This is a genomic window from Devosia sp. 1635, assembly GCF_013185955.1.
Lineage (GTDB): Bacteria > Pseudomonadota > Alphaproteobacteria > Rhizobiales > Devosiaceae > Devosia.
The window spans coordinates 634,495-654,569 of sequence record NZ_JABAOM010000003.1 but is presented as its reverse complement, the minus strand read 5'-3'; the positions used below and the strand labels follow the sequence as shown (position 1 = coordinate 654,569).

Genomic DNA, 20,075 nt, shown 5'->3' with positions numbered 1-20,075 from the left:
GCTGATGTTGGACCGGCTCTCCAGCCAATGTCAAGCGATGCAAACGGGGTGGGAAAAAAAGAGTGGGACTGCCGCAATGAGCACCGATCTGGGAGGTCTGACCTCCAACGCCGACACCCTGGTGGCCATGGCCGTGTGCGGCTATGTCAGCACGCCCTCGCTGCGTCCCGGGCACTACACGCACCATCCCGATGGGCGCGGCGTGATCCTGCCCGGCATGTTCGGCGTCACCTACAACGCGTCGGTCGGCGACCGTGCCTTTGGCTGGGCAGGGGACCATGTTGAGCCCGGCGTTTCCATCGCCCATCCCGATGAAAAATCGGACATGGCGCTGCACTATCTCAGCTGCGTGGGCAACGAAGCCACGGTGATGTCGGGCCTGGCCAAAGGCGCCAAGGGCACCGTCACGGGCGAGCATGCGCGCCTGCTCGTCGCCTTTTCGCCCGAGGTCAACGAGCTGCTCAACACGGGCGACCAGATCCAGATCGAGGCTATTGGTCGAGGCATCGCCCTCAACGAATTCCCCCAGGTCGAATTCAAGAAAACCAGCCCCAAGCTGCTCCAGGCGCTCCGCCTGTCGCGGGCGGGCAATGGCTCGCTCAAACTGCCCGTCGCGATGGAATTGCCCATCGAGATCATGGGCTCGGGCGCCGAGCTCAATTCGGAATATGTCGATCAGGACCTGATGAGCGGCGATCGCGCGCTCATGGCTGACCTGGGAATCGACCAAATGCGGTTGGGCGACATCATCGCCATCCGCCATGCCGACCACCATTTCGGCCGCTCCTATCGGGAAGGAGCCGTGTCCATCGCCATCTGCATCCATGGCGATTCCATCATGACCGGCCATGGGCCCGGCATCATGACGCTGATGAGCTGCGCGGCCGGCGGCATCGAGTTCGAGATCGATCCCACCGCCAATATTTCCAACTATTTCCGCATCGGAGCGCTCGCATGACCATCCAGTTCAACGAAGCCGATCTGGTTGCCGTGTCGGTCGGCGGCGTCATTGCCCATCCCGGCTTTCCCGGCCTGCCCGCCGAGCCCTATCGGCTCGCCGCCGATGGCACGCCCTTTCTGCTCCCCGCCTGGGGCGGCATCGTCTACAACGTGTCGGTGGGCGATCGCGCCTTTGGCTGGGCCGCCGATTGCATCCATCCCGGCGTTTCCATCCGCGGCACCGACGATCTCAAGAATCGCGGGCTCAATGTTTTTGCGTGCCTCGGGAACACCGCCACGGTGATGACCGGCCAGGCCCAGGGCGCCAAGGGCGTGGTCACCGGCAAGTCCGGGCGCTTTTCCGAACAGGTGATCATCCATTTTCCCGTCCAAGCGCGCCGCAAGATGGCGGTGGGCGACCAGATCCTCGTCAAATCCTTTGGCACGGGCATCAGCATTGCCGGTCATGAAGCGATCAACTGCAAGGGCCTGTCGCCCGATCTGCTCAAGGCCCTGCCCTGCCGCGTCGAGAACGGCGTGCTCAAATTCGGCGTCGTTGCCACCGTGCCCGCATTCCTCGTTGGCGCCGGCGCCGGGCTCACCAGCGAAGGGGGGAGCCTGCATATGCAGTCCACCGACGGCGCCGCCCTCAAGGAAGCGGGGCTCGACACCCTCAAGCTCGGGGATGTGGTGGCCATCGAAAACACCGACAGCCGCTATAATCACGGCTATCTGCGCGGCGCCATGAGCATCGGCATTGTCGGGCAAACCGACGGGCCGCGCTCAGGCTATGGCCCCGGCATGACCGTGATCATGACCGCGCCCAAGGGCGAGCTTGGTTGCTATTCCGAGCCTTCCGCCAACATCGCCACCCTCCTCAAGCTCGAGGCCTGATCGTGGCGATCACCCTTACCAATGTGGAAAAAACCAGTCTGGAGCGCTTCATGGCGCAGGGTTTTGAAGCGCTTGGCCTCGCGGCCGAAGACGCCAAGATCTTTGCCGATGCGCTGATCTTTTCCGAGCTGCGCTTCCACCCCGGCCATGGCCAGGGCGTGCGGCGCCTCCGCCGCTACCAGGAGCGCATCGGGGAAGGCCTGGTTGATCCGCGGGCAGAGTTCGAGATCGTCAAGCAAAGCCCTGCACTCGCGCTGGTCGATGCCCATAACGGCATCGGCACGGTTGCAGCCGCCAAGGCGATGACGCTGGCGATCGAAAAGGCCAAGACCTGCGGCATTGGCCAGGTGATCGTGCGCAATTCCACCCATTATGGCTCGTCAGCCGTTCATGCCTGCCAGGCCATGGAAGCGGGCTGCATCGGCATTGCCTATACCAATGCCGGCCCCGAAATGGCTCCTTGGGGCGCGCGCGAAGGCGCGGTCGGCACCAATCCCTGGGGCATCGCCGCGCCCACCAATCTCGGTTTTCCCGCCGTGATGGATTTTGCCCTCACCACCGCGGGCAAGGGCATGATGCTGTGGCATGCGCGCGAGGGCAAGAAGATGCCCCTCGATTGGGCGCTGACCCCCGAAGGCGCGGTCACCGACGATCCCGAAGCCGCCATGAAGGGCCCTCTTCTCGCGATCGGCGAATACAAGGGCTATGGCCTCGCCTTCATGACCGATGTGCTGACCGGCGTCATTGGCGGGGGCGGCTTTGGCCTCACCCCCTATGCCGATCAGGCCAAGCTCGATGTCTCCCATTCGCTGACGGCCATCGACATCGAATGGTTCATGCCGCTCGATGAGTTCAAGGCGCGCATGGGCGAGTTTGCCGGAATGGTCAAATCGCGCCCCACCCGTCCCGGCTTTTCCGAAGTGCTTCTTCCTGGCGAACAGGAAGCGCGCCGCGTCGCCAAAAAGTCCGCCGGCGGCGTGCCGCTCGATGACGAAGTGCTGGCCGATCTCGTGGCGCTGGGCCGTGAACTGGGCCTGTCGGCCGAACTGCAGGTGCTCGGCCCCTATCGCGAGGACCGGCTGTGAGCGCGCTGGCTCCCATCCGCAAGCCGGTCCGCCCGCTTGGCTCGGCTTTTCGCCAAGGGGTGCGCGAGCGGCTGCGCCACAGCGCGGCCAGCCGCGGCCTTGATGGGGTCCTCCTTCTGTCCCCCGCCAATGTGCTTTATGCCTGCGGCTTCAATTTCTCGGTCAATGAACGCCCGATCGGGCTGTATGTGCCGGTGGAGGGCGAATCCAAGCTCTTTGTGCCGCTGCTCGAACTGGAAAATGCCGAGCCGGTCCTGGGCGTCGAGCTGGGCATTTACGAGGAATTTCCCGGGCTCGTGCATCCCGTGGTCTGGATGGTGTGCCAGTCGGGCTCCCGGCGCCTCGCCATCGATATCCTCGATGCCCGCCAGCTCGGCCCCCTCAACACGCTGGTCGACGAGGTGCTGCTTGAGGACCTTGCCGCGCCCCTGCGCTTCGTCAAGACCCCCGAAGAACTCGAACTCACCCGCATCGCCGCGAGCTATGCCGATCTCTGTCTCACCCGGCTGCAAACCGAAGGCGGCACCATCATTTCGGCGGGCGGCAGCGAGCTCGACCTGCTGGCCGATTGCACCGGCTTTGCCTTGGCTGCGCTCAAGCGCGATTATGGCGCGGCCTTTGCCGGCACCAAGCTCGGGATCACCGCTTCCGTGCATTCGGGTCCCCGCGCCGCCCTGCCCCATGGCGCCACCAGCGCCCGTCGGCCCCAGCCGGGCGAAACCCTGATCTCGGGCGTCGGGGCCAGCCTTGGTGGCTATCACGCCGAAAGCGGCGTCACCTTGATCCTGGGCGAAGTGTCTCCCGAACAGCGCCGCGTCATGCAGGCCATGGAGCGCTGCAACGATGCCGCTGTCGCCGCCCTCAAGCCCGGCGCGCGCTGCCAGGACGTCAACGAGGCCGCGCTCGACGCGCTCAAATCAGCCGATCTGGGCGACGCCATTCGCCACCGCATCGGGCACGGCATGGGCCTTGAAGGCCATGAAGCGCCCTGGCTCGCGCCGGGCGACACCACCACGGTCGCGCCCAACATGGTTTTTTCCAACGAGCCGGGCGTTTACCGGCCCGGGCGTGATGGCTTTCGCACCATCAACACCATGCTGGTTGGCGCCCAGGGCGTCGAAATCCCGAGCCAGTTTCTAGCCCACACCCCCATCGATCAACGCGTCATCGCGCTCTAGCAACCGAGTGTTCAAACCATGCCCGAACCCGCTTCCTGGCACTACACCAAGATCACCAAGCCCATGTTCGACCTCAAGCCGGTCGACCAGATCCTGCTTGGCCGCATCATCACCGCGCGCGGCGACGAGGTGATCGAGGACGGCTTTGTGGAAGTAATCGGGGGCAAGATCACCCGCGTGGGTGAACGCGCCGCCATGGGCACACCGCCCGAAGGGCTTGCCGTTACCGACACCGGCGGCAAGACCATCATGCCCGGCCTCATCCAGTCCCATGCCCATCTGTCCTGGGACGGCGTGCATGAGCTGAGCTGGCAGTCCATGTATGACAGCCCCGAAATGCGCGCCTACAAGGCCGCGGGCAACATGCTCAAATCCCTGCGCGCCGGCATTACCCTCGTGCGCGATCTGGGCGTGCACAATGCCAATCTCTTCACCAAGCAGGCGGTGGCGCAGGGCTTTTTCCCCGGGCCGCGCCTCCTCGTAACCGGCGAAAGCATCATCCAGACCGGCGGGCACACCTATTGGGTGTGCCGGGAAGCCTCGGGCGCCGACGAGATGCGCCGGGCCGTGCGCGACCAGGTCAAGGGTGGCGCCGATCTCATCAAGATCATGGCCTGCCACGATACGCTCGAATTCACCGATGCCGAGCTCGAGGCCGTCATCGACGAGGCCCATCGCAATCGCCTCCCCATCACCGCCCACGCTACCTATGACGCCTGCATCCGCCGCGTTGCCGAGTTTGGCGTCGATTGCGTGGAACATGGCGGCTCGATGAGCGACGAGACCATCCAGATCCTGCTCGACAAGAAGATCCCGATCGTCACCACCTTCTCGGCCCTCGTCATGCAGGCCAAGCCCGAGATCGCGCGCGCTTATGGCATTCCGGAATGGAAGATCGCCGAGCGGCAGAAGGCGGTGGGCGACAAGACGCGCTTTGACGGCCTGCTGCGTGCCAGCAAGGCCGGCGTGCCGATCGTTTTTGGCACCGATGCGGGCAGCCCCGCCGTCGAGCATGACAAGATCGCGCCCGAGCTCGACTTCATGGTCGAGGTGGGCGTGTGTCCCGATCGGCTCGACGCCCTGCGCGCCATCACCATTCGCGGCGCCCAGCTTTCGAAAATGGACAAGAAAATCGGCACCGTGGAAGCGGGCAAGGAAGCCGACCTGATCGTCGTGGACGGCAACCCCGACCAGGATCTGTTCGCGCTGGAACGCGTGCAGATGACCTTTATCGCCGGCAAGAGGATGCACTGACAATGAGCGTGATCGCTGACAACCTGACCGACCGCATCGTGGAGGAGGACCTGTCCTTCCGCACCCGCATGCTCGCCATTGCCGCCGGAATGAACAATGTCATCGCCATGGGCCGGGGCGACCCGGATTTCCACACCCCTGCCCATATCAGCGAGGCCGCCAAGAAGGCCATCGACGACAACCAGCACCATTATACCGGCCCCACCGGCCTGCCCCAGCTGCGCGAAGCGATTGCGGGCGACCTCAAGGCCGAATACGGGCTCGACTACACCGCCGACGAGATCATCGTCACCGCCGGCGTGCAGGAATCGATCACCCTCATCATGCTGGCCCTCATCAAGCCGGGCGACGAGGTGATGATCACCTCCCCGCGCTTCATGACCTATGACACCGCGGTGGGCTTTGCCGGCGGCATCCCGGTGCCCGTCCCCACTTTCCAGAAGGACGATTTCGCCCTCGACATCGCCGAGATCGAGAAGCGCATCACCCCGAAAACGCGCATGTTCGTCCTGGTTTCGCCCAACAATCCCACGGGCGCCGTTACCCCGCCCGCCGTGATCCGCCAGATCGCCGAGCTCGCCATCAAGCACGACATCATCATCGTGTCCGACGAGATCTACGCCAAGATCATCTATGAAGGAAACGAGCACCTTTCCATCGCCACCCTGCCGGGGATGAAGGAGCGCACCATCACCCTCAATGGCTTCTCCAAGACCTATGCCATGACGGGCTGGCGCGTCGGCTATCTCGCCGCGCCCGCCGATTTCGTGGCCAAGGTCACCGAGATGCGCCACACGCTCTCGATCAACACCTGCACCATTTCCCAGCATGCCGCCCTTGCCGCCATCACCGGCCCCAAGGAGCCCATCCAGGCGATGATCGACGAATATGCCGCGCGCCGGGCGTTCCTCTTGCCCGCGCTCGACGAGATGGGCCTCTCCTATGGCAATCCGGGCGGCGCCTTTTACGTCTACATCAATGTGTCGGGCACCGGCATGTCCACCCCCGAGTTCTGCGAGAAGCTGCTGCGCGAAACCGGGGTCATGCTGTTCCCCGGCACGATGTTCGGCGACCACGACCCCAGCTATATCCGCATGTCGTTCCTGCAGCCGATCGACAAGCTGCGCGATGCGGTCGAGCGCATGAAGGGCTTCATGGCCAAGCACGCAAAGGCGGCAGCATGACCGACAAGCCCAATCCCGCCGAAAAATTCGTCGGCATCCAGGTCAGCCCGATCAACTTCATCGACGAGGGCGTCGATACCGTCCTCGACATCCTCAAGGACCGGGTCGGGGTCAATGTGCTGATGCTGGGCACCGTGTCCTGGCTCGGGCTCAAGACCGGGCGTTCCATTTCCTGGAAGCTCGATGGCTGGCCCGACCATGGCGTGCCCGAACCCTTTGCCATGAAGGGCGGGGCCTATTTCGAGCCCGATCCGCGCTACTACAACGGCACCTTCATCAAGGATTACCGCGCCCGCGACCCCGAATTCGAGGGCAAGGACATCCTCGACATGGTGATCGAGCCCGCCCATCAGCGCGGCATAAAGGTCTTCATCGAACTCATGGAGCCCTTCTTTAAATATACCGGCCATGGCTCGACCAACACGGTCGACATCCCCAATCTCGCCCAGGCGATGGAAGTCGATATCTTCGGGCGCCTCTCGGGCGATCCCTCCACCAGTCATCCCGATTATCGCAACTGGATTCTCTCCATGGTCGAGGATCAGGTGCGCAACTACGACATCGATGGCGTCATGTGGTGCAACGAGCGCAATTCCCCGCTCGACACCCTGATCCAGGGCGGCGCACCGGGGGATTTCTCCACCCATGCGCGCCAGGAAGCCATGGAGCGCGGCATCGATGTGGAAGCCTGCCGGCGCGCGCTGCTCAACCTTTATGACTTCATGCAGGAAGCGGCCTCGGGCAAGGAATTTGCCGATGGCGCCTTTATCACCTTTATCCGCACGCTGCTGGCCAACCCCGAAGCCCTGATCTGGGAGAAGTTCTGGCTCGAGCGCAACAAGGATCTCGATCGCGAGCTTTATGGCCTCGTCAAATGGTGCAAGCCGGGCCTTTCCTTCGGGCTCAATGTGTGGAACCGCAACCACTTCAACCTGTTCCGGCGCGCCCAATGGCCCTGGGAAGAGCAGACGCTTTACGCCGATTGGGTCAAGCCCATCACCTATCAGCATCAGGCCGGCGAAGTGTTCACCAAGGAGCTGGGCTTTTTCCAAAAGACCATCCTGCGCGACTTCTCACCCGATGAAGCCACCGCGGTGCTGTACCGGATCCTGGGGCTCAACGAAGCGCCCTATGGGGAAGTGATCCCCGCGGGCATGGACCCCGACACCTATGTGTTCGGCCAATGTGCCGATGCGGTCAAAGGGGTCAATGGCAAGGCCAAGGTGTTCATGGGCCTCGGGGTCGACGCGCCCCGAACCAAGCCGGAAACCGCCAAGATGACGCCCGACATCGCTTATCGCTCGGTGATGGCGACCTATCGCGCCGGCGGGCATGGGGTGGTGCTCGCGCCCAACTATGCCAGCATGCACCTGACCAATCTCGATGGCGTAGCGAAGGCCCTTTCCGAACTGGGGCTCAAATAGTGGACAGCTTTGACACCATCATCCGCAATGGCGCGGTGCTGACCCCCGAGGGCCTGCAATCGCTCGATCTGGGGCTTTCCGGCGGCAGGATCGCCGCGCTGTTGCCGCGCGGTGAGGGTGTCGCGGCGCAAACCATTGATGCGTCGGGCCAGCATGTGCTGCCCGGCGCCATCGACATCCACTTCCATATCCGCGCCCCCGCTTATCCCGAGCGGGGCACGGTGGAAAGCGAAACCCGCGCCGCCGCCGCGGGGGGTATTACCACCCTCTTCGAAATGCCCATTTCCAAGCCCTGCTGCAACACGGCCGAGCGGGTGGAAACGCGCCGCGCCCATTTTGCCGAACATGCCTTCATCAATTTCGGCCTTTATGCCGCTCCCGGCGACCTGACGGACGCCAGCGTTGGCGCGATGGCGGCGGCGGGGATCGTTGCCTACAAGATCTTCACCACCCCCGCTCCCGAGGGGCGGGACGACGAGTTTTTCGGCCTGTCCTTTCCCGACGAGGCCGATCAGCTGCGCGCCCTCAAGGCGATCGCCAAGACCGGCCTGCCGGTCGTGGTGCATGCCGAAAGCGCTCAGCTCCTGGCCTTGGGCGAAGCCGAGGTCGCGGAACTGGACTTGAGCAATATCGACACGCACCTGGCTTCCCGTCCCGCCATTTGCGAGGCAGTGGCCGTCGCCAAGCTTCTGACCATGAACATGGAAGCGGGCGCCAGGCTTCATATCGCCCATGTCACCAGCGCCCTCACCGTCGAAGTCTTGCGCCGCTTTGCGGGCAGCTCAGATTTTTCCGCCGAAACCTGCCCGCATTATCTCTGGCGCACCCATGAGGATGTGCGCAAGGCGGGGGTCTTTGCCAAGATCAACCCGCCCGTGCGCCTCCAGTCCGATCAGGACGCCCTCTGGCAGGCCATTGCCGATGGGGTCATCACCCATGTCACCACCGACCATGCCGCCTTTTCCCATGCCGAAAAGCTCGCGGGCGCGGGCAATATGGTCACAGCCCCGCCCGGCTCGCCTGGCTCGGAAGTGCTGGTACCGGCCATGCTCGATGCCGTTGCCAGGGGCCGGGTTTCCCTCGCGCAGGCAGTGGCGCTGCTGAGCGGCAATGCCGCCAAGCGCTTCAACCTGCCCAACAAGGGTCGGATTGCGGTGGGGGCCGATGCCGATCTGATGCTCGTTGATCTGTCCGGCACCACCAGCATCGAGCGCGACACGCTCCACACCTTTGCGCGCGATGTGGCCCAGCTTTATTACGGCGCCCGCTTTACCGGACGCGTGATGCGCACCATCGTGGGCGGCGCCAGCGTTTATGATGGCACTATCGGGGGGCAGCCCGGCTGGGGCCGCTACACCAGCCCCGGCAATGCTCCCCTTGCCCAGCCCAGCCGCTTGAGTGCCTGACCCATGACGACAATGCCGGAGGCCTTTACATGAGCCAGGTGCTCTCTTCCCAACCGCCGCTTCTGGAAGTGGACGATCTGCAGACCTCGTTTATCGTGGGCGAGGGCCAGGATGTGCGCGCCGTCGATGGCGTCAGCTTCACCGTCAAGGCCGGCGAAACCCTCGCCATTGTGGGGGAGTCCGGCTCGGGCAAGTCGGTCACCAGCCTCTCGATCATGCGCCTCCTGCCCAAAAAGATCGGCCGCATCTCGCGCGGCACGATCCGGCTGCGCGGCAAGGACCTGGTGTCCCTGTCCGATCGCGAAATGCGCGCCATTCGCGGCAACGATATCGGCATGATCTTTCAGGAGCCGATGACGAGCCTCAATCCCGTCCACACCATCGGCACCCAGATCGCTGAAGTCGTCATGCAGCACGACAAGCTCAGCAAGGCCGATGCCCATAAACGCGCCGTACAGATGCTCGAACTCGTAGGCATTCCCGAGCCCGCCAAGCGCGCCACCCAATATCCCCACGAGATGAGCGGTGGCATGCGCCAGCGCGCCATGATCGCCATGTCGCTCGCCTGTGAGCCGAGCGTCCTCATCGCCGATGAGCCCACGACGGCGCTCGACGTGACCATCCAAGCGCAAATCCTCGATCTTATGCGCAATCTGCAACAAAAGATGGGCATGGCCATCGTCTTCATCACCCATGATCTGGGTGTCGTGGCCGAAATGGCTGACCGGGTCGTGGTGATGTATGCCGGTCAGGTGGTCGAGACCGGCACGGTGGAGGAAATCTTCACCAAGCCGTTGATGCCCTACACGTCGGGCCTCATGCAATCCATTCCGCGCATGGGCGAAAGCGAGGAAAAGCAGCGCCTCCAGACCATTCCGGGCTATGTGCCGCTCCTGACCAAGCTGCCAGGCGGTTGCCGCTTCCGCACCCGCTGCGCCTTTGCCCAGGAGCGCTGCGCTGCCGCCGAACCGCCCCTTGAAGTGCTCGACAGCGGCCGCTCGGTGCGCTGCGTGCGCTGGCGCGAACTCGATCTCAAGACCAAGGCCACCGCACCATGAACGAGATGATCCCTCCCAGCGCGGCGGCCACCAAACGCGACACGCTACTTGCGGTGCGCAACCTCAAGAAATACTTTCCCATTCGCGGAGGAGTGCTCAGCCGCGTCGTCACCAATGTTAAGGCGGTGGACGATGTCAGCTTCTCTATCGGCCGCGGCGAAGTGGTCGGGCTGGTGGGCGAATCCGGTTCTGGCAAGACCACGGTGGGGCGGACCGTGCTACGCCTTGGCGAGCCCACTTCGGGCACGATCGACTTCGACGGCGCCGACATCGCCAAGCTCTCCAAGCCCGAGATGCGGCGCTATCGCAAGCGCATGCAGATTGTTTTCCAGGACCCCTATGCCAGCCTCAACCCGCGCGAAAAGATCCGCACGGTGCTGGGGCATGCCCTGGCCGTCCACAAGATCGGCACGCCCGCTGAGCGGGAGGATCGCATTGTCGCCCTGCTTCAGCAGGTGGGGCTGTCCGGCGATTATCTCGACCGCTTCCCCCATGAGTTTTCGGGCGGCCAGCGCCAGCGCATCGGCATTGCCCGGGCGCTCGCCGTAGAACCCGATTTCATCGTCGCCGACGAGCCGGTTTCGGCGCTCGACGTTTCGATCCAGGCTCAGGTCGTCAACCTGCTCGATGACCTCAGGGCCAAGTTCAACCTGACCATGCTGTTCATCGCCCACGACCTGGCTGTCGTGGAGCATATCAGCGACCGGGTGATCGTCATGTATCTGGGGCGCATCATGGAGATCGCGCCCACCCGCACGCTCTACCGCGCCCCCAACCATCCCTACACCAAGGCGCTGCTCTCGGCTGTTCCCAACCCCGATATCACCCAGCGCAAGGATCGCATCATTCTCAAGGGCGATATTCCGAGCCCGATCAACCCGCCTTCGGGCTGCGTCTTCCGCACCCGCTGCCCCATGGCCATCCCCGAATGCGCCAAGGTCGTGCCGCCCCTTGTGGAGGTGTCGCCCGGCCAGTTCAGCGCCTGTATCCGCACCGCGCCCCCGCCCGGTTCATTCGTCCCTGTGAGCACCCTCTGATGACCGATCTCGACGTCAAGTTCGACCGCTACTACACCTATGACGAGATGACCGAGCGCCTGCATGCGCTGGTCGGCGCCCATCCTGAACTGGCCAAGATGACTTCGCTGGCCAAGAGCTTTGCCGGGCGCGATGTCTGGATGATCGAGATCTCCAATCCCAAGACCGGTCCTGCCGCCGAAAAGCCCGGCTATTATATCGACGGCCAGATCCATGCCGAGGAACACGCGACCTCCGCGGCGGCCCTTTATGCGGTCTGGCACCTGCTGACCAATTACGGCCGGGACGAGGAAGCCACCCGGCTCGTCGACACTCAGGTGTTCTATATCCTGCCGCGCATCAATCCCGACGGGGCCGAGCTCTCCCTCGTGCCGCCCTACTACAACTGGTGCGGCAATGGCCGCTTCATGCCGGGCGCGGATCGGCTGGAAGGTTTGATCCCCGAAGACATCGATGGCGATGGTTATATCGTCTGGATGCGCGTCCCCGATCCCAAGGGCGAATGGAAGAAAAGCGCCGCTAATCCCGACATTATGGTGCAGCGCAAGCCGGGCGAAGAAGGCGGGCAATATTTCCGCCTCTACCCCGAAGGCACGGTGCGCAACTATGACGGCGTCAACGTCCCCGTCGAAAAGCCGTTCGACGGCAACATGAACCGCAACTTCCCCACCCACTGGTCGCCCCAGGAATACGGCGCGGGCAGCCATCCCTTGTCCGAGCCCGAAGCCTTCGGCATGGCCAAGTTCATCCTCGACCATCCCAATATTTGCGGGATGTGCGCCTACCACACCCATGGCGGCATCATTCTGCGCCCCTCCATGACCAAGCCCGACAGCGCCATGAGCGCGCGCGACATCAATCTCTACAAGGAGATCGGGAAGGTTGGCACCGAGCTCACCGGCTACCCAACCGTGTCGATCTACGAGGAATTCACCCCCGACAAATCGGTGGTGCGGCGCGGCGGCTTGATGGACTGGACCTATGAGGAGATGGGCATCATCTCCTTTGGCACCGAGCTATGGGATCTCGAGCGCACCGCGGGCGTGCCCAAGGAAGGCTATTACAATCTCTATCCGCGCAATGAAGAGGTCCAGCAAAAGGTCTATGACTACGTCAAGGCCAACATGGCCGACAAAGGCTGGCGGGACTGGAAGGCCTTCGATCACCCCCAACTGGGGCCAATCGAGATCGGCGGCATGGTCAATATCTGGAGCTACCGCAATCCCCCGGGCAATCTGCTCGAGGAGATGGTGCGCCAGAATGTGCTGTTCAATCTCAAGCACGCCGCCGCCGCTCCGCAGGTCAAGATCGATGATCTCAGCCTTACCCCGGTCGGCACCGACCTCTTCAAGGTACGGGCCGTTATTTCCAACCACGGCTACCTGCCCTCGAACCTGTCCGACGTCGCTATCGCCAACAAGGTCGCCAAGCCGGTCAGTGTCACCATCGCGGTTGATGGCGGTGAGCTGGTGATGAACCCCCAGACCGCCGAGCTCGGCAATCTCGCCGGACGCAATGAGCGCCTCTATCCGTGGTCGCCATGGGGTCAGCAATGGACCGCCAATGCCAAGCCCGTCGAGTGGCTCGTACGGCTGCCCGCCGGCGGCACAGTGACCGTCACCAGCCAGTCCGAAAAGGGCGGCACCCATCGCGTCACCGCGAGCGCCTGAACGGCTCCTGCAAACGAAAACTCCGGGCCAAAGCCCGGAGCTGACAATCGGTTCAGAACGCGTTCATCATCATGGCTGTTTTGTGGCTTTTGCCGCTTCCAGCTCCTGTACCAGGTCCCAGGCGCGGATGCGCTGGTCGTGGATACCGCCCGCATCCTGCAGTGCCAGACGCACAAAAGCGGGGGCCAGCTCCATTGGATCCTTCCAGATCTTGCGGGTTTCTTCGCTATAGGTCACCTCACTCATGGCCGTATGCATCGGGTGGCCAGGCGTGATGGTATTCACCGAAACATTGAATGTTTCGAACTCCTTAGCCAGCGCGCGCGACAATCCTTCGAGCCCGAACTTGGAGGCGCAATAGGTCGATTCATCCAGGCCCCCGACCACCCCGGCATTGCTCGAAACATTGATGATCGCTCCGCTGCGCCGCTGCTTCATTCCCGGCGCCACTGCCTTCACGCAGAGGAACGGGCCGCGCAGATTGACGGCAAGCAGCCTATCCCATTCTGCGACCTCGACATTTTCCACCGGCTTGAAAAAGATGATCCCGGCATTGTTGACCAGAACATCGATCCGCCCGGCCTCCGCCTCGATCGCCGCCAGCGTCGCCGCGACGTCGCCAGCATCGGTCACATCCATGCGCCGCGGCCGCAGATCGCCGGGCTCTTCGGCCAGCGTCGCCACCTCTTCTTCAAGCATATCAAGGGCATAGACCACCGCGCCCTCCAGGGCATAAAGCCGGGCCACCGCCCGCCCCAGCCCGCGCGCCGCGCCGGTCACCACCGTCACCTTGCCATCGAGCTTGCCCATCAGGTCGCGATCCTTCCGCCATCGATCACGAGCCCGATCCCCGTCACGAAGGAGGATTGCTGCGATGCCAAAAACAGTACCGCTTCGCCGATCTCATCGCCCGTCCCCATTCGCCCAAGCGGCGTGATCGAGCGCCACTTCTGCTCAAGTGCTTCTTTGTCCAGGGCTTTTTCGAGGTTACGCTGGTTCATGCCGGTGTCGATCACGCCCGGATTGATGGCGTTGCAGCGAATATTGCGGCTGGCATATTCGATGGCGATCACGCGCGTCATCGACATGATCCCGCCCTTTGACGCCGCATAGGAGAGATTGCCGCCCACATTGGCAAAGGCACTCACCGAGGAATTGTTGACGATCGTCCCGCCGCCATTGCGCAGCAACGCTGGAATGGCATGCTTGCAGCCGAAAAAGCAGCCCTTGAGATTGATGTCGATCACCCGCTCGAACAGCGCCTCGCTGATCTCGTCGGAGGGCGTCACCGGTTGCTCGATGCCGGCATTGTTGAAGATCGTATCGAGCTTGCCATGATCGGCCTCAGCCTTTGCCACCAGTGCGGCAACATCGGCTTCAACCGACACATCGGTGCGCAGAAAGCTGATCGCCAGATTGCTGGCTTGCGCTTCTGCCATCAGGGCAGCGCCCCCTTCGGCGTCCACATCCCCGACTACGACCTTGGCGCCTTCGCGGGCAAACAGCAGCGCCGTCGAGCGGCCCATCCCGCCTGCGGCACCCGTCATCACGGCCACCATGCCCTGCAGCCTCATGCCGCTTCTCCTTGTTCCAGTGCCTGGCGCACCCGTTCGGCGCCATAATCGCGTTCGGCGGCCGCCCGCGTGATCTTTTCTTCGCGCAGATCGCGCGCCAGCGCAGCAAGCGAGCGTTCGGCAGGATCGCCATAGCCGCCACCCCCGAGGGTTTCGACGCGGATCACCTCGCCCGCTGCCAGAACAAGGCCGGAGGCCTTGGAATGGAGCGCCTCCTCCTCTGGCGTGCCGGGATTGCGCAGGATGCGCGTTGTGTTGGACGGCTTGCCGCCGGCAGCGCCGGGCGCGGGGATGATGTGAGCGTCCGAACGTGCTGAAAAGGTCGTGTTATCCTCGCGCACCCGCAGCTGGCGCGCCATGCCCATGCCGCCGCGATGGCGCCCCGCCCCGCCGCTATCGGGCACAAGGCAGTATTCCTCGAGCAGCAGCGGATATTCGAGCTCGAGCGCTTCGGCGGGCAAATTGGTGGAGTTGACGGTATGAACATGCACCGCATCCATGCCATCACGATCGGCAAAGGCCCCGGCGCCCCCGCCCATGCTTTCGGGATAAACATAGGTCGCGCCACGGCCTGAATGCCAGCCCGAGACGGAAACCGCCGAGGTGGAATCATTGCACGAGGCCATCACCCGCTCAGCCGGCATGGCCTGGTAGAGCGCCCCGAACACCGCGCCGCAAAGGCGATTGGAAGTAACGGCGCGCCCCGCCACCGCCGCGGGCGCCTTGGGATTGACGATGGTGCCGGCGGGCGCGGTGATCACGATGGGGTCGATGATGCCCTGGTTGGGCATCAAGCCGGGATCTAGAACCGCCTTGACGCAATAATAGATGGAAGCCTTGAGGGCGCTGTCGGGCAGGTTGATGGCGCCGCGCGCCTGGGGGCCGGAGCCAGAAAAGTCGAAGGAAAGCCGATCCCCTGCAATGGTGGCGGTGCACACGATGGGCACGGGGTCGCCCGGAAAACCGTCATCATCCATGGCACGCTCGAACCGATAAATGCCATCGGGAAGATCGGCGACGCGGTTGCGCAGCCGCCGGCGCGTATAGGTCAGGATATCCTCGATGGCCTGTTCCACCGCCGGCCAGCCCATGCGCTCGATCAGTTGCACCAGCATGGCGCCGCCGCGCACATTGGTGCCGATCTGGGTGCGCAGATCAAGCAGCCGCTCTTCAGGATCGCGCGTGTTGTGGGCGATGAGCTCGAGGAGATCCTCGTCGATCTCTCCGCCCCGGGCAATGCGGATGATGGGCAGGCGAATGCCTTCCTCAAAGATCGATCGCGAAGTGCCGGACGTGGAACCGGGCGTCTTGCCACCCACATCGGCGTGGTGGGCAATGTTGCCGCAAAAGAACTTGACCTCGCCATCCTGGTGGACCGGCGTGATGATCGAAATATCGGGCAGGTGGCTGCCGCCGGCCAAATAGGGATCATTGGCGATAAAGGCGTCGCCAGGCTGCATGGCCGCGAGGGGATAGCGTGCCAGCATTGCTTCCACGGCACCGATCATGGCCCCCAGATGGATGGGAATATGGTCGGCCTGGGTGATGAGGCGCCCCTTGGCGTCAAAGAGTGCCGTTGAGCAGTCGCGCCGCTCCTTGATGTTGGACGAAAAGGACGAGCGGATCAGGATCGAACCCATGTCCTCGGCAATCGCGAGGAGCCGATTGGAGAACACTTCCATCTGGATGGCATCGGCAATGTGGTCGGCTTGATGGTTCATTTATTGGTGCTCACGATCAGATTGCCCCAGCGGTCGGCGCACACGGTCTGCCCGGGCAGGATCAGCGACGTCGCGCTCATTTCATTGATGATGGCAGGACCGGCGATGTCGGTTTGGGCGGGCAGGTCGCCGCGGCGATAGATGGGGGTCTCGACCCAGCCATGGCCCGCATCGAAGTAAACCGGCCGCGACCCTGCTTGAGCCGCCACAAGGCTGCTGCCGCCGGCCACTTCCGCTTGGGGCGCCTTGGCCACCTCCCCGATTGCCTGCAGGCGCGCCGACACGAACTGGATGGCACGATGCCGGATGGCGTAGCCATATTCCTTAGTGTGAGCGGCATGGAAGCGCTCTTCGAGTTCGGGCAGGTCATCGGGGCCGATGCCATCGCAATCGACCTTCACCTCAAAGTTCTGCCCGCGATAACGCGCATCCAGCACCCGCTTGAAGCGGCGATTGCCGGCTGGCACGCCTTCGCTGTCGAGCCAGGCTTCGCCTTCCGCCATCATGGCTTCAAAGAGGCCGATGACCTGCCCCAGGCTGTCGCGCGAGGCATCGGCGAAATAGCTGCGCACATAATCGGAGCTCAGATCGGTCAGCAGCATGCCGCGGGCGCAGACCGTGCCCGGCTCGCGGGGAATGAGAATGCGCGGCAGTCCACATTCCACCGCCACTTCGGCTGCATGCAGAGGACCGGCTCCGCCAAAGGCGCATAGGGCAAATTCGCCCATGTCATAGCCCTTTTCCACCGAAACCGAGCGGATGGCACGGCTCATATTGGCGTTGGCAATCTGGATAATACCGAGTGCCGCCGCCTCGAGCGACAAGCCAAGCGGAATGGCGATGGCGTCGCGAATAGCGGTGCGGGCCGCTTCCAGGTCGATCTGCATGCGCCCGCCCAGCAGCGTATTGGCATCGAGCCGGCCGAGGCACAGATTGGCATCGGTAATGGTGGGCTCGGTGCCGCCCCGCCCGTAAGCCACCGGACCCGGCGCGGCGCCGGCCGAGCGTGGCCCGACCTTCATCGAGCCGGCATCGTCGATCGCGGCAATGGAGCCGCCGCCCGCGCCTATCACATGAATATCGAGCATCGGCGTTTTGACGGGATAGCCGGCCACCAGCCGCGCGCTGGTGAACAGCGGGGTGGCATCATCGATCAGCGAAACGTCGGTCGAGGTGCCGCCCACATCGAAGGTGATGAGGTTGGGAAGCCCGGCGATCCGCCCGATCTCAGCGGCCCCCACCACACCGGCGGCAGGGCCTGAAACGCAGGTCCGGACCGGATTGGCATATACCGTGTCGGCCGACATCAGTCCGCCATTTGAATGGATTGTATAGGGCTGCACGGGGATACCGACATCACGCACCCGGTTGCGGAAGCGCTCGAGATACGCGCCCATTTTCGGGCCGACAAAGGCATTGACCGCCACGGTGGACATCCGCTCGAACTCGCGGAATTCGGGCAGGATTTCTGAGGACAGAGTAACATAAGCATTGGGCAGCAATTGCTGCACAATGGCCTTGGCGCTTGCTTCATGCTCGGGCCGCCGATAGCTGTGCAGAAAGCAGATCGCCACGCTTTCCACCCCGAGTTCAGCCAGACGGAGCACTGCCGTGCGCAGAGAGGCCTCATCGAGTTCGGTCAGGATCTCGCCATCAGGGCCGACCCGTTCGAGCACTTCGACGCGGCGGTCACGCGGGATCAGGACCGGGGGTTTTTCCACGCGATAGTCATAGATCGAGGGGCGCGCTTGGCGGCCCAGTTCGAGCACATCGCGGAAGCCCTTGGTGGTCATGAGCCCCGTGCGCGCACCGCGCCGCTCGATGACGATATTTGTAGCCACCGTTGTCCCGTGCCCGAGATAGCTCACATCAGCCGGGGCAACCTTGTTGGCTTCGAGCACACCGCGAAGGCCAATCTCGATGGCTTCGGACGGGTCGTGCGGGGTGGAAGGAGTCTTGAAGAAATGGATCTCGCCGCTTGCATCGTTGAGCAGGGTGAAATCGGTGAACGTGCCACCTACGTCGACACCAATTCGGTACATGTAAGCCTATGCCGTTGCCAGAAGATCGCATCGGCGAGCGCCGACACCACCGACCTTGTCATACAGTATACAATCTAGCAACAGGGCAAACGCCGGCTCCAGCAGACTTCGGGGGCGCTAGGCTCAGCGAGAGATGGAGACGGCAGCCTGCCGCTTGGTGCGGGCAATGAGCAGCATGTGGTTTTCGAGTGCAGTCTGGATTTGGACAAAGGCGGTGTCAGGCTTGGCAACCTCGGCCTTGATCCAGGCGAGAAACTCTTCGTGCTGCTTGGGAATCGCATCCAGGTCTTCATCGCGGAAGCGCTCGAAGTTGAAGACGATCAGCACATGGCGCGCGATGGTGTCCCAGAGCGTGCCAACGATGGGGTTATCGGCTGCCTGACGGATCACCCGGTGGAACTCGAGATCGGCGATGAGGGAATTGCGCAGACTCCCCGCCTTGGCTGAGGCGCGCATCTGCTCGATGCAGGGCTCCAGATCGGCGGGGCTCCCCTTGCCCTGCCGCCAGTTATCAATGGCGTCGCGCAGCATGAAGCTTTCGAGGCTCAGGCGAACTTCCATGATCTGCTGCGTCACATCAGCGCCGAACGCGGCAACGCGATAGCCGCGATGCCCGCCACCGCTGATGATCCCCTGAGCATGCAGGACCTTGAGGGCTTCGCGGATGGGCACGCGGCTGACGCCGAGCTTTTCCACCAGCGTAGTTTCCACGATCCGCTCACCGGGCGAAATGATCCGCGTGGCGATGGCCTCGGCAATGGTGTCGGCGACGCTTTCCGAGAGTGAAATGCGCTTGGGCTGGGGGAGGTCCAGCCGGACTGTATCGCCGTGCACGCTCATTCTCCGCAGTCGGTGCTGTTTCGGGAAACTAGTCCATGCACGAGTTTTGCAGCAGCACCAGAGGCTGCATTCCGCGCGATAGGGTTAGCGCTCCTACAACATTGTGCCGCGCTGACACAAGTTTGTCAGGCATCGGACGATTCCCCAAGCCCTCCAGAAGGTGCCGTAGCTTATGAACTAGCCTTGGGCAGGTAGACGATGACCTCGACTTCCACCTTTACTTCGGGCGAGCCCAGGCCGCCGATGATGATACCGCTATGGGGTGGACGATGCTCGCCAAAGAACTTCTTGCGCTCGGCGGTAACTGCGGGTGCGTCAGCCCGGTCCGTGAGAAACACCATGATCTTGACCACGTCACGCGGGGTCGCGCCGATATGGGCGAGGATGCGTCCGATATTGCGGTATACCTGCGCTGCCTGTGCGCCCGCATCGCCAATGCCGACCCATTGCCCGGCTTCGTCCCGAGCTACCTGGCCGGCTACGAAGGCAAAGTCGCCTGCGATCGAGACATGCTCGTAGCTGGCGGCGGGGAACACATCGGGCGGGCTGGACAAGGTGATGGCATGGCTCATGGGCAGGCTCTCCGTTGCTTAACTTGTTATGCCCGTCCGGGTCATCGGTGCTGGGGAGCGCTGCGCCGCGTGCTCATTTGCCGACAATTTCCGCATTCGAGCACTCCTGCCTCCCTTGACAGCAAGGCAATGGCGCCCTCTGTATATCTATATCTTGTAATACAGTCTACAATTATGCAGATCCTGCCTGCTGGCAT

17 protein-coding genes are annotated in these 20,075 nt (G+C 63.3%); 11 read left to right on the top strand and 6 right to left on the bottom strand.

Translation table 11 applies throughout. The features are described 5' to 3' along the window. Positions 1–76 precede the first annotated feature (76 nt). The 11 genes from HRU92_RS15400 to HRU92_RS15350 are packed head-to-tail and all read left to right on the top strand — an operon-like array spanning position 77 to position 13,129. Entirely contained in the window at positions 77–958 is an 882-nt protein-coding gene (locus HRU92_RS15400) for a DUF4438 domain-containing protein (RefSeq protein ID WP_172121850.1), read from the top strand. Beyond that, on the top strand, positions 955–1,833 hold the full coding sequence (locus tag HRU92_RS15395; RefSeq protein WP_172121849.1) for a DUF4438 domain-containing protein: 879 nt from the start codon (positions 955–957) through the stop codon (positions 1,831–1,833). The genes HRU92_RS15400 and HRU92_RS15395 overlap by 4 nt, the downstream gene beginning before the upstream one ends. Positions 1,834–1,835: 2 nt before the next feature. After that, complete coding sequence (locus HRU92_RS15390) at positions 1,836–2,918, top strand: Ldh family oxidoreductase (protein WP_172121848.1); 1,083 nt, start codon at positions 1,836–1,838, stop codon at positions 2,916–2,918. Then, positions 2,915–4,096 carry a Xaa-Pro peptidase family protein gene (locus HRU92_RS15385; protein ID WP_173088455.1) on the top strand — a complete coding sequence of 394 codons (1,182 nt, stop codon included), beginning with the start codon at positions 2,915–2,917 and terminating at the stop codon, positions 4,094–4,096. The genes HRU92_RS15390 and HRU92_RS15385 overlap by 4 nt, the downstream gene beginning before the upstream one ends. Positions 4,097–4,114: 18 nt before the next feature. Then, a complete protein-coding gene (locus tag HRU92_RS15380) occupies positions 4,115–5,350 on the top strand; it encodes an amidohydrolase family protein (protein ID WP_172121847.1) in 1,236 nt (411 codons plus the stop codon). A 2-nt stretch (positions 5,351–5,352) separates the two neighbouring features. Further along, positions 5,353–6,534: a pyridoxal phosphate-dependent aminotransferase gene (locus HRU92_RS15375; RefSeq protein ID WP_172121846.1), complete on the top strand. Its 1,182-nt coding sequence runs from the start codon at positions 5,353–5,355 to the stop codon at positions 6,532–6,534. Further along, positions 6,531–7,958 carry a hypothetical protein gene (locus HRU92_RS15370; RefSeq protein WP_172121845.1) on the top strand — a complete coding sequence of 476 codons (1,428 nt, stop codon included), beginning with the start codon at positions 6,531–6,533 and terminating at the stop codon, positions 7,956–7,958. The genes HRU92_RS15375 and HRU92_RS15370 overlap by 4 nt, the downstream gene beginning before the upstream one ends. Next, a complete protein-coding gene (locus HRU92_RS15365) occupies positions 7,958–9,364 on the top strand; it encodes a dihydroorotase family protein (protein WP_172121844.1) in 1,407 nt (468 codons plus the stop codon). The genes HRU92_RS15370 and HRU92_RS15365 overlap by 1 nt, the downstream gene beginning before the upstream one ends. A 29-nt stretch (positions 9,365–9,393) precedes the next feature. Continuing rightward, positions 9,394–10,422, top strand: coding sequence for an ABC transporter ATP-binding protein (locus HRU92_RS15360; RefSeq protein WP_172121843.1), 1,029 nt, complete (start codon positions 9,394–9,396; stop codon positions 10,420–10,422). Beyond that, positions 10,419–11,459: an ABC transporter ATP-binding protein gene (locus HRU92_RS15355; protein ID WP_172121842.1), complete on the top strand. Its 1,041-nt coding sequence runs from the start codon at positions 10,419–10,421 to the stop codon at positions 11,457–11,459. The genes HRU92_RS15360 and HRU92_RS15355 overlap by 4 nt, the downstream gene beginning before the upstream one ends. After that, entirely contained in the window at positions 11,459–13,129 is a 1,671-nt protein-coding gene (locus HRU92_RS15350) for a M14 family metallopeptidase (protein WP_172121841.1), read from the top strand. Before HRU92_RS15355 ends, HRU92_RS15350 begins: the two co-directional genes overlap by 1 nt. A 69-nt stretch (positions 13,130–13,198) precedes the next feature. Here the strand turns inward: HRU92_RS15350 and HRU92_RS15345 are convergent, their stop codons facing one another. The 6 genes from HRU92_RS15345 to HRU92_RS15320 all read right to left on the bottom strand — a co-directional run bounded on the left by HRU92_RS15345 (position 13,199) and on the right by HRU92_RS15320 (position 19,878). Beyond that, entirely contained in the window at positions 13,199–13,939 is a 741-nt protein-coding gene (locus tag HRU92_RS15345) for an SDR family oxidoreductase (RefSeq protein ID WP_172121840.1), read from the bottom strand. After that, positions 13,939–14,703 (bottom strand): SDR family NAD(P)-dependent oxidoreductase, encoded by a 765-nt coding sequence (locus HRU92_RS15340; protein WP_173088453.1) that lies wholly within the window; start codon positions 14,701–14,703, stop codon positions 13,939–13,941. Before HRU92_RS15340 ends, HRU92_RS15345 begins: the two co-directional genes overlap by 1 nt. After that, positions 14,700–16,424 carry a hydantoinase B/oxoprolinase family protein gene (locus HRU92_RS15335; RefSeq protein ID WP_173088451.1) on the bottom strand — a complete coding sequence of 575 codons (1,725 nt, stop codon included), beginning with the start codon at positions 16,422–16,424 and terminating at the stop codon, positions 14,700–14,702. The genes HRU92_RS15340 and HRU92_RS15335 overlap by 4 nt, the downstream gene beginning before the upstream one ends. Next, positions 16,421–18,466 (bottom strand): hydantoinase/oxoprolinase family protein, encoded by a 2,046-nt coding sequence (locus tag HRU92_RS15330; RefSeq protein WP_172121837.1) that lies wholly within the window; start codon positions 18,464–18,466, stop codon positions 16,421–16,423. Before HRU92_RS15330 ends, HRU92_RS15335 begins: the two co-directional genes overlap by 4 nt. 123 nt (positions 18,467–18,589) lie before the next feature. After that, on the bottom strand, positions 18,590–19,300 hold the full coding sequence (locus HRU92_RS15325; protein ID WP_172121836.1) for a GntR family transcriptional regulator: 711 nt from the start codon (positions 19,298–19,300) through the stop codon (positions 18,590–18,592). Positions 19,301–19,476: 176 nt separating this feature from the next. Next, the gene (locus HRU92_RS15320) at positions 19,477–19,878 is read right to left on the bottom strand and encodes a RidA family protein (protein WP_172121835.1); all 402 of its coding nucleotides are present in this window, start codon (positions 19,876–19,878) and stop codon (positions 19,477–19,479) included. Between the last annotated feature and the right edge of the window lie 197 nt (positions 19,879–20,075).

Excerpts from the sequence above, each read along its gene's own strand:
- HRU92_RS15345 (WP_172121840.1), bottom strand. The coding sequence starts at position 13,939 with ATGGGCAAGCTCGATGGCAAGGTGACGGTGGTGACCGGCGCGGCGCGC.
- HRU92_RS15395 (WP_172121849.1), top strand. The coding sequence starts at position 955 with ATGACCATCCAGTTCAACGAAGCCGATCTGGTTGCCGTGTCGGTCGGC.
- HRU92_RS15340 (WP_173088453.1), bottom strand. The coding sequence starts at position 14,703 with ATGAGGCTGCAGGGCATGGTGGCCGTGATGACGGGTGCCGCAGGCGGG.
- HRU92_RS15360 (WP_172121843.1), top strand. The coding sequence starts at position 9,394 with ATGAGCCAGGTGCTCTCTTCCCAACCGCCGCTTCTGGAAGTGGACGAT.
- HRU92_RS15330 (WP_172121837.1), bottom strand. The coding sequence starts at position 18,466 with ATGTACCGAATTGGTGTCGACGTAGGTGGCACGTTCACCGATTTCACC.
- HRU92_RS15320 (WP_172121835.1), bottom strand. The coding sequence starts at position 19,878 with ATGAGCCATGCCATCACCTTGTCCAGCCCGCCCGATGTGTTCCCCGCC.
- HRU92_RS15380 (WP_172121847.1), top strand. The coding sequence starts at position 4,115 with ATGCCCGAACCCGCTTCCTGGCACTACACCAAGATCACCAAGCCCATG.
- HRU92_RS15350 (WP_172121841.1), top strand. The coding sequence starts at position 11,459 with ATGACCGATCTCGACGTCAAGTTCGACCGCTACTACACCTATGACGAG.
- HRU92_RS15400 (WP_172121850.1), top strand. The coding sequence starts at position 77 with ATGAGCACCGATCTGGGAGGTCTGACCTCCAACGCCGACACCCTGGTG.
- HRU92_RS15370 (WP_172121845.1), top strand. The coding sequence starts at position 6,531 with ATGACCGACAAGCCCAATCCCGCCGAAAAATTCGTCGGCATCCAGGTC.
- HRU92_RS15355 (WP_172121842.1), top strand. The coding sequence starts at position 10,419 with ATGAACGAGATGATCCCTCCCAGCGCGGCGGCCACCAAACGCGACACG.
- HRU92_RS15375 (WP_172121846.1), top strand. The coding sequence starts at position 5,353 with ATGAGCGTGATCGCTGACAACCTGACCGACCGCATCGTGGAGGAGGAC.
- HRU92_RS15335 (WP_173088451.1), bottom strand. The coding sequence starts at position 16,424 with ATGAACCATCAAGCCGACCACATTGCCGATGCCATCCAGATGGAAGTG.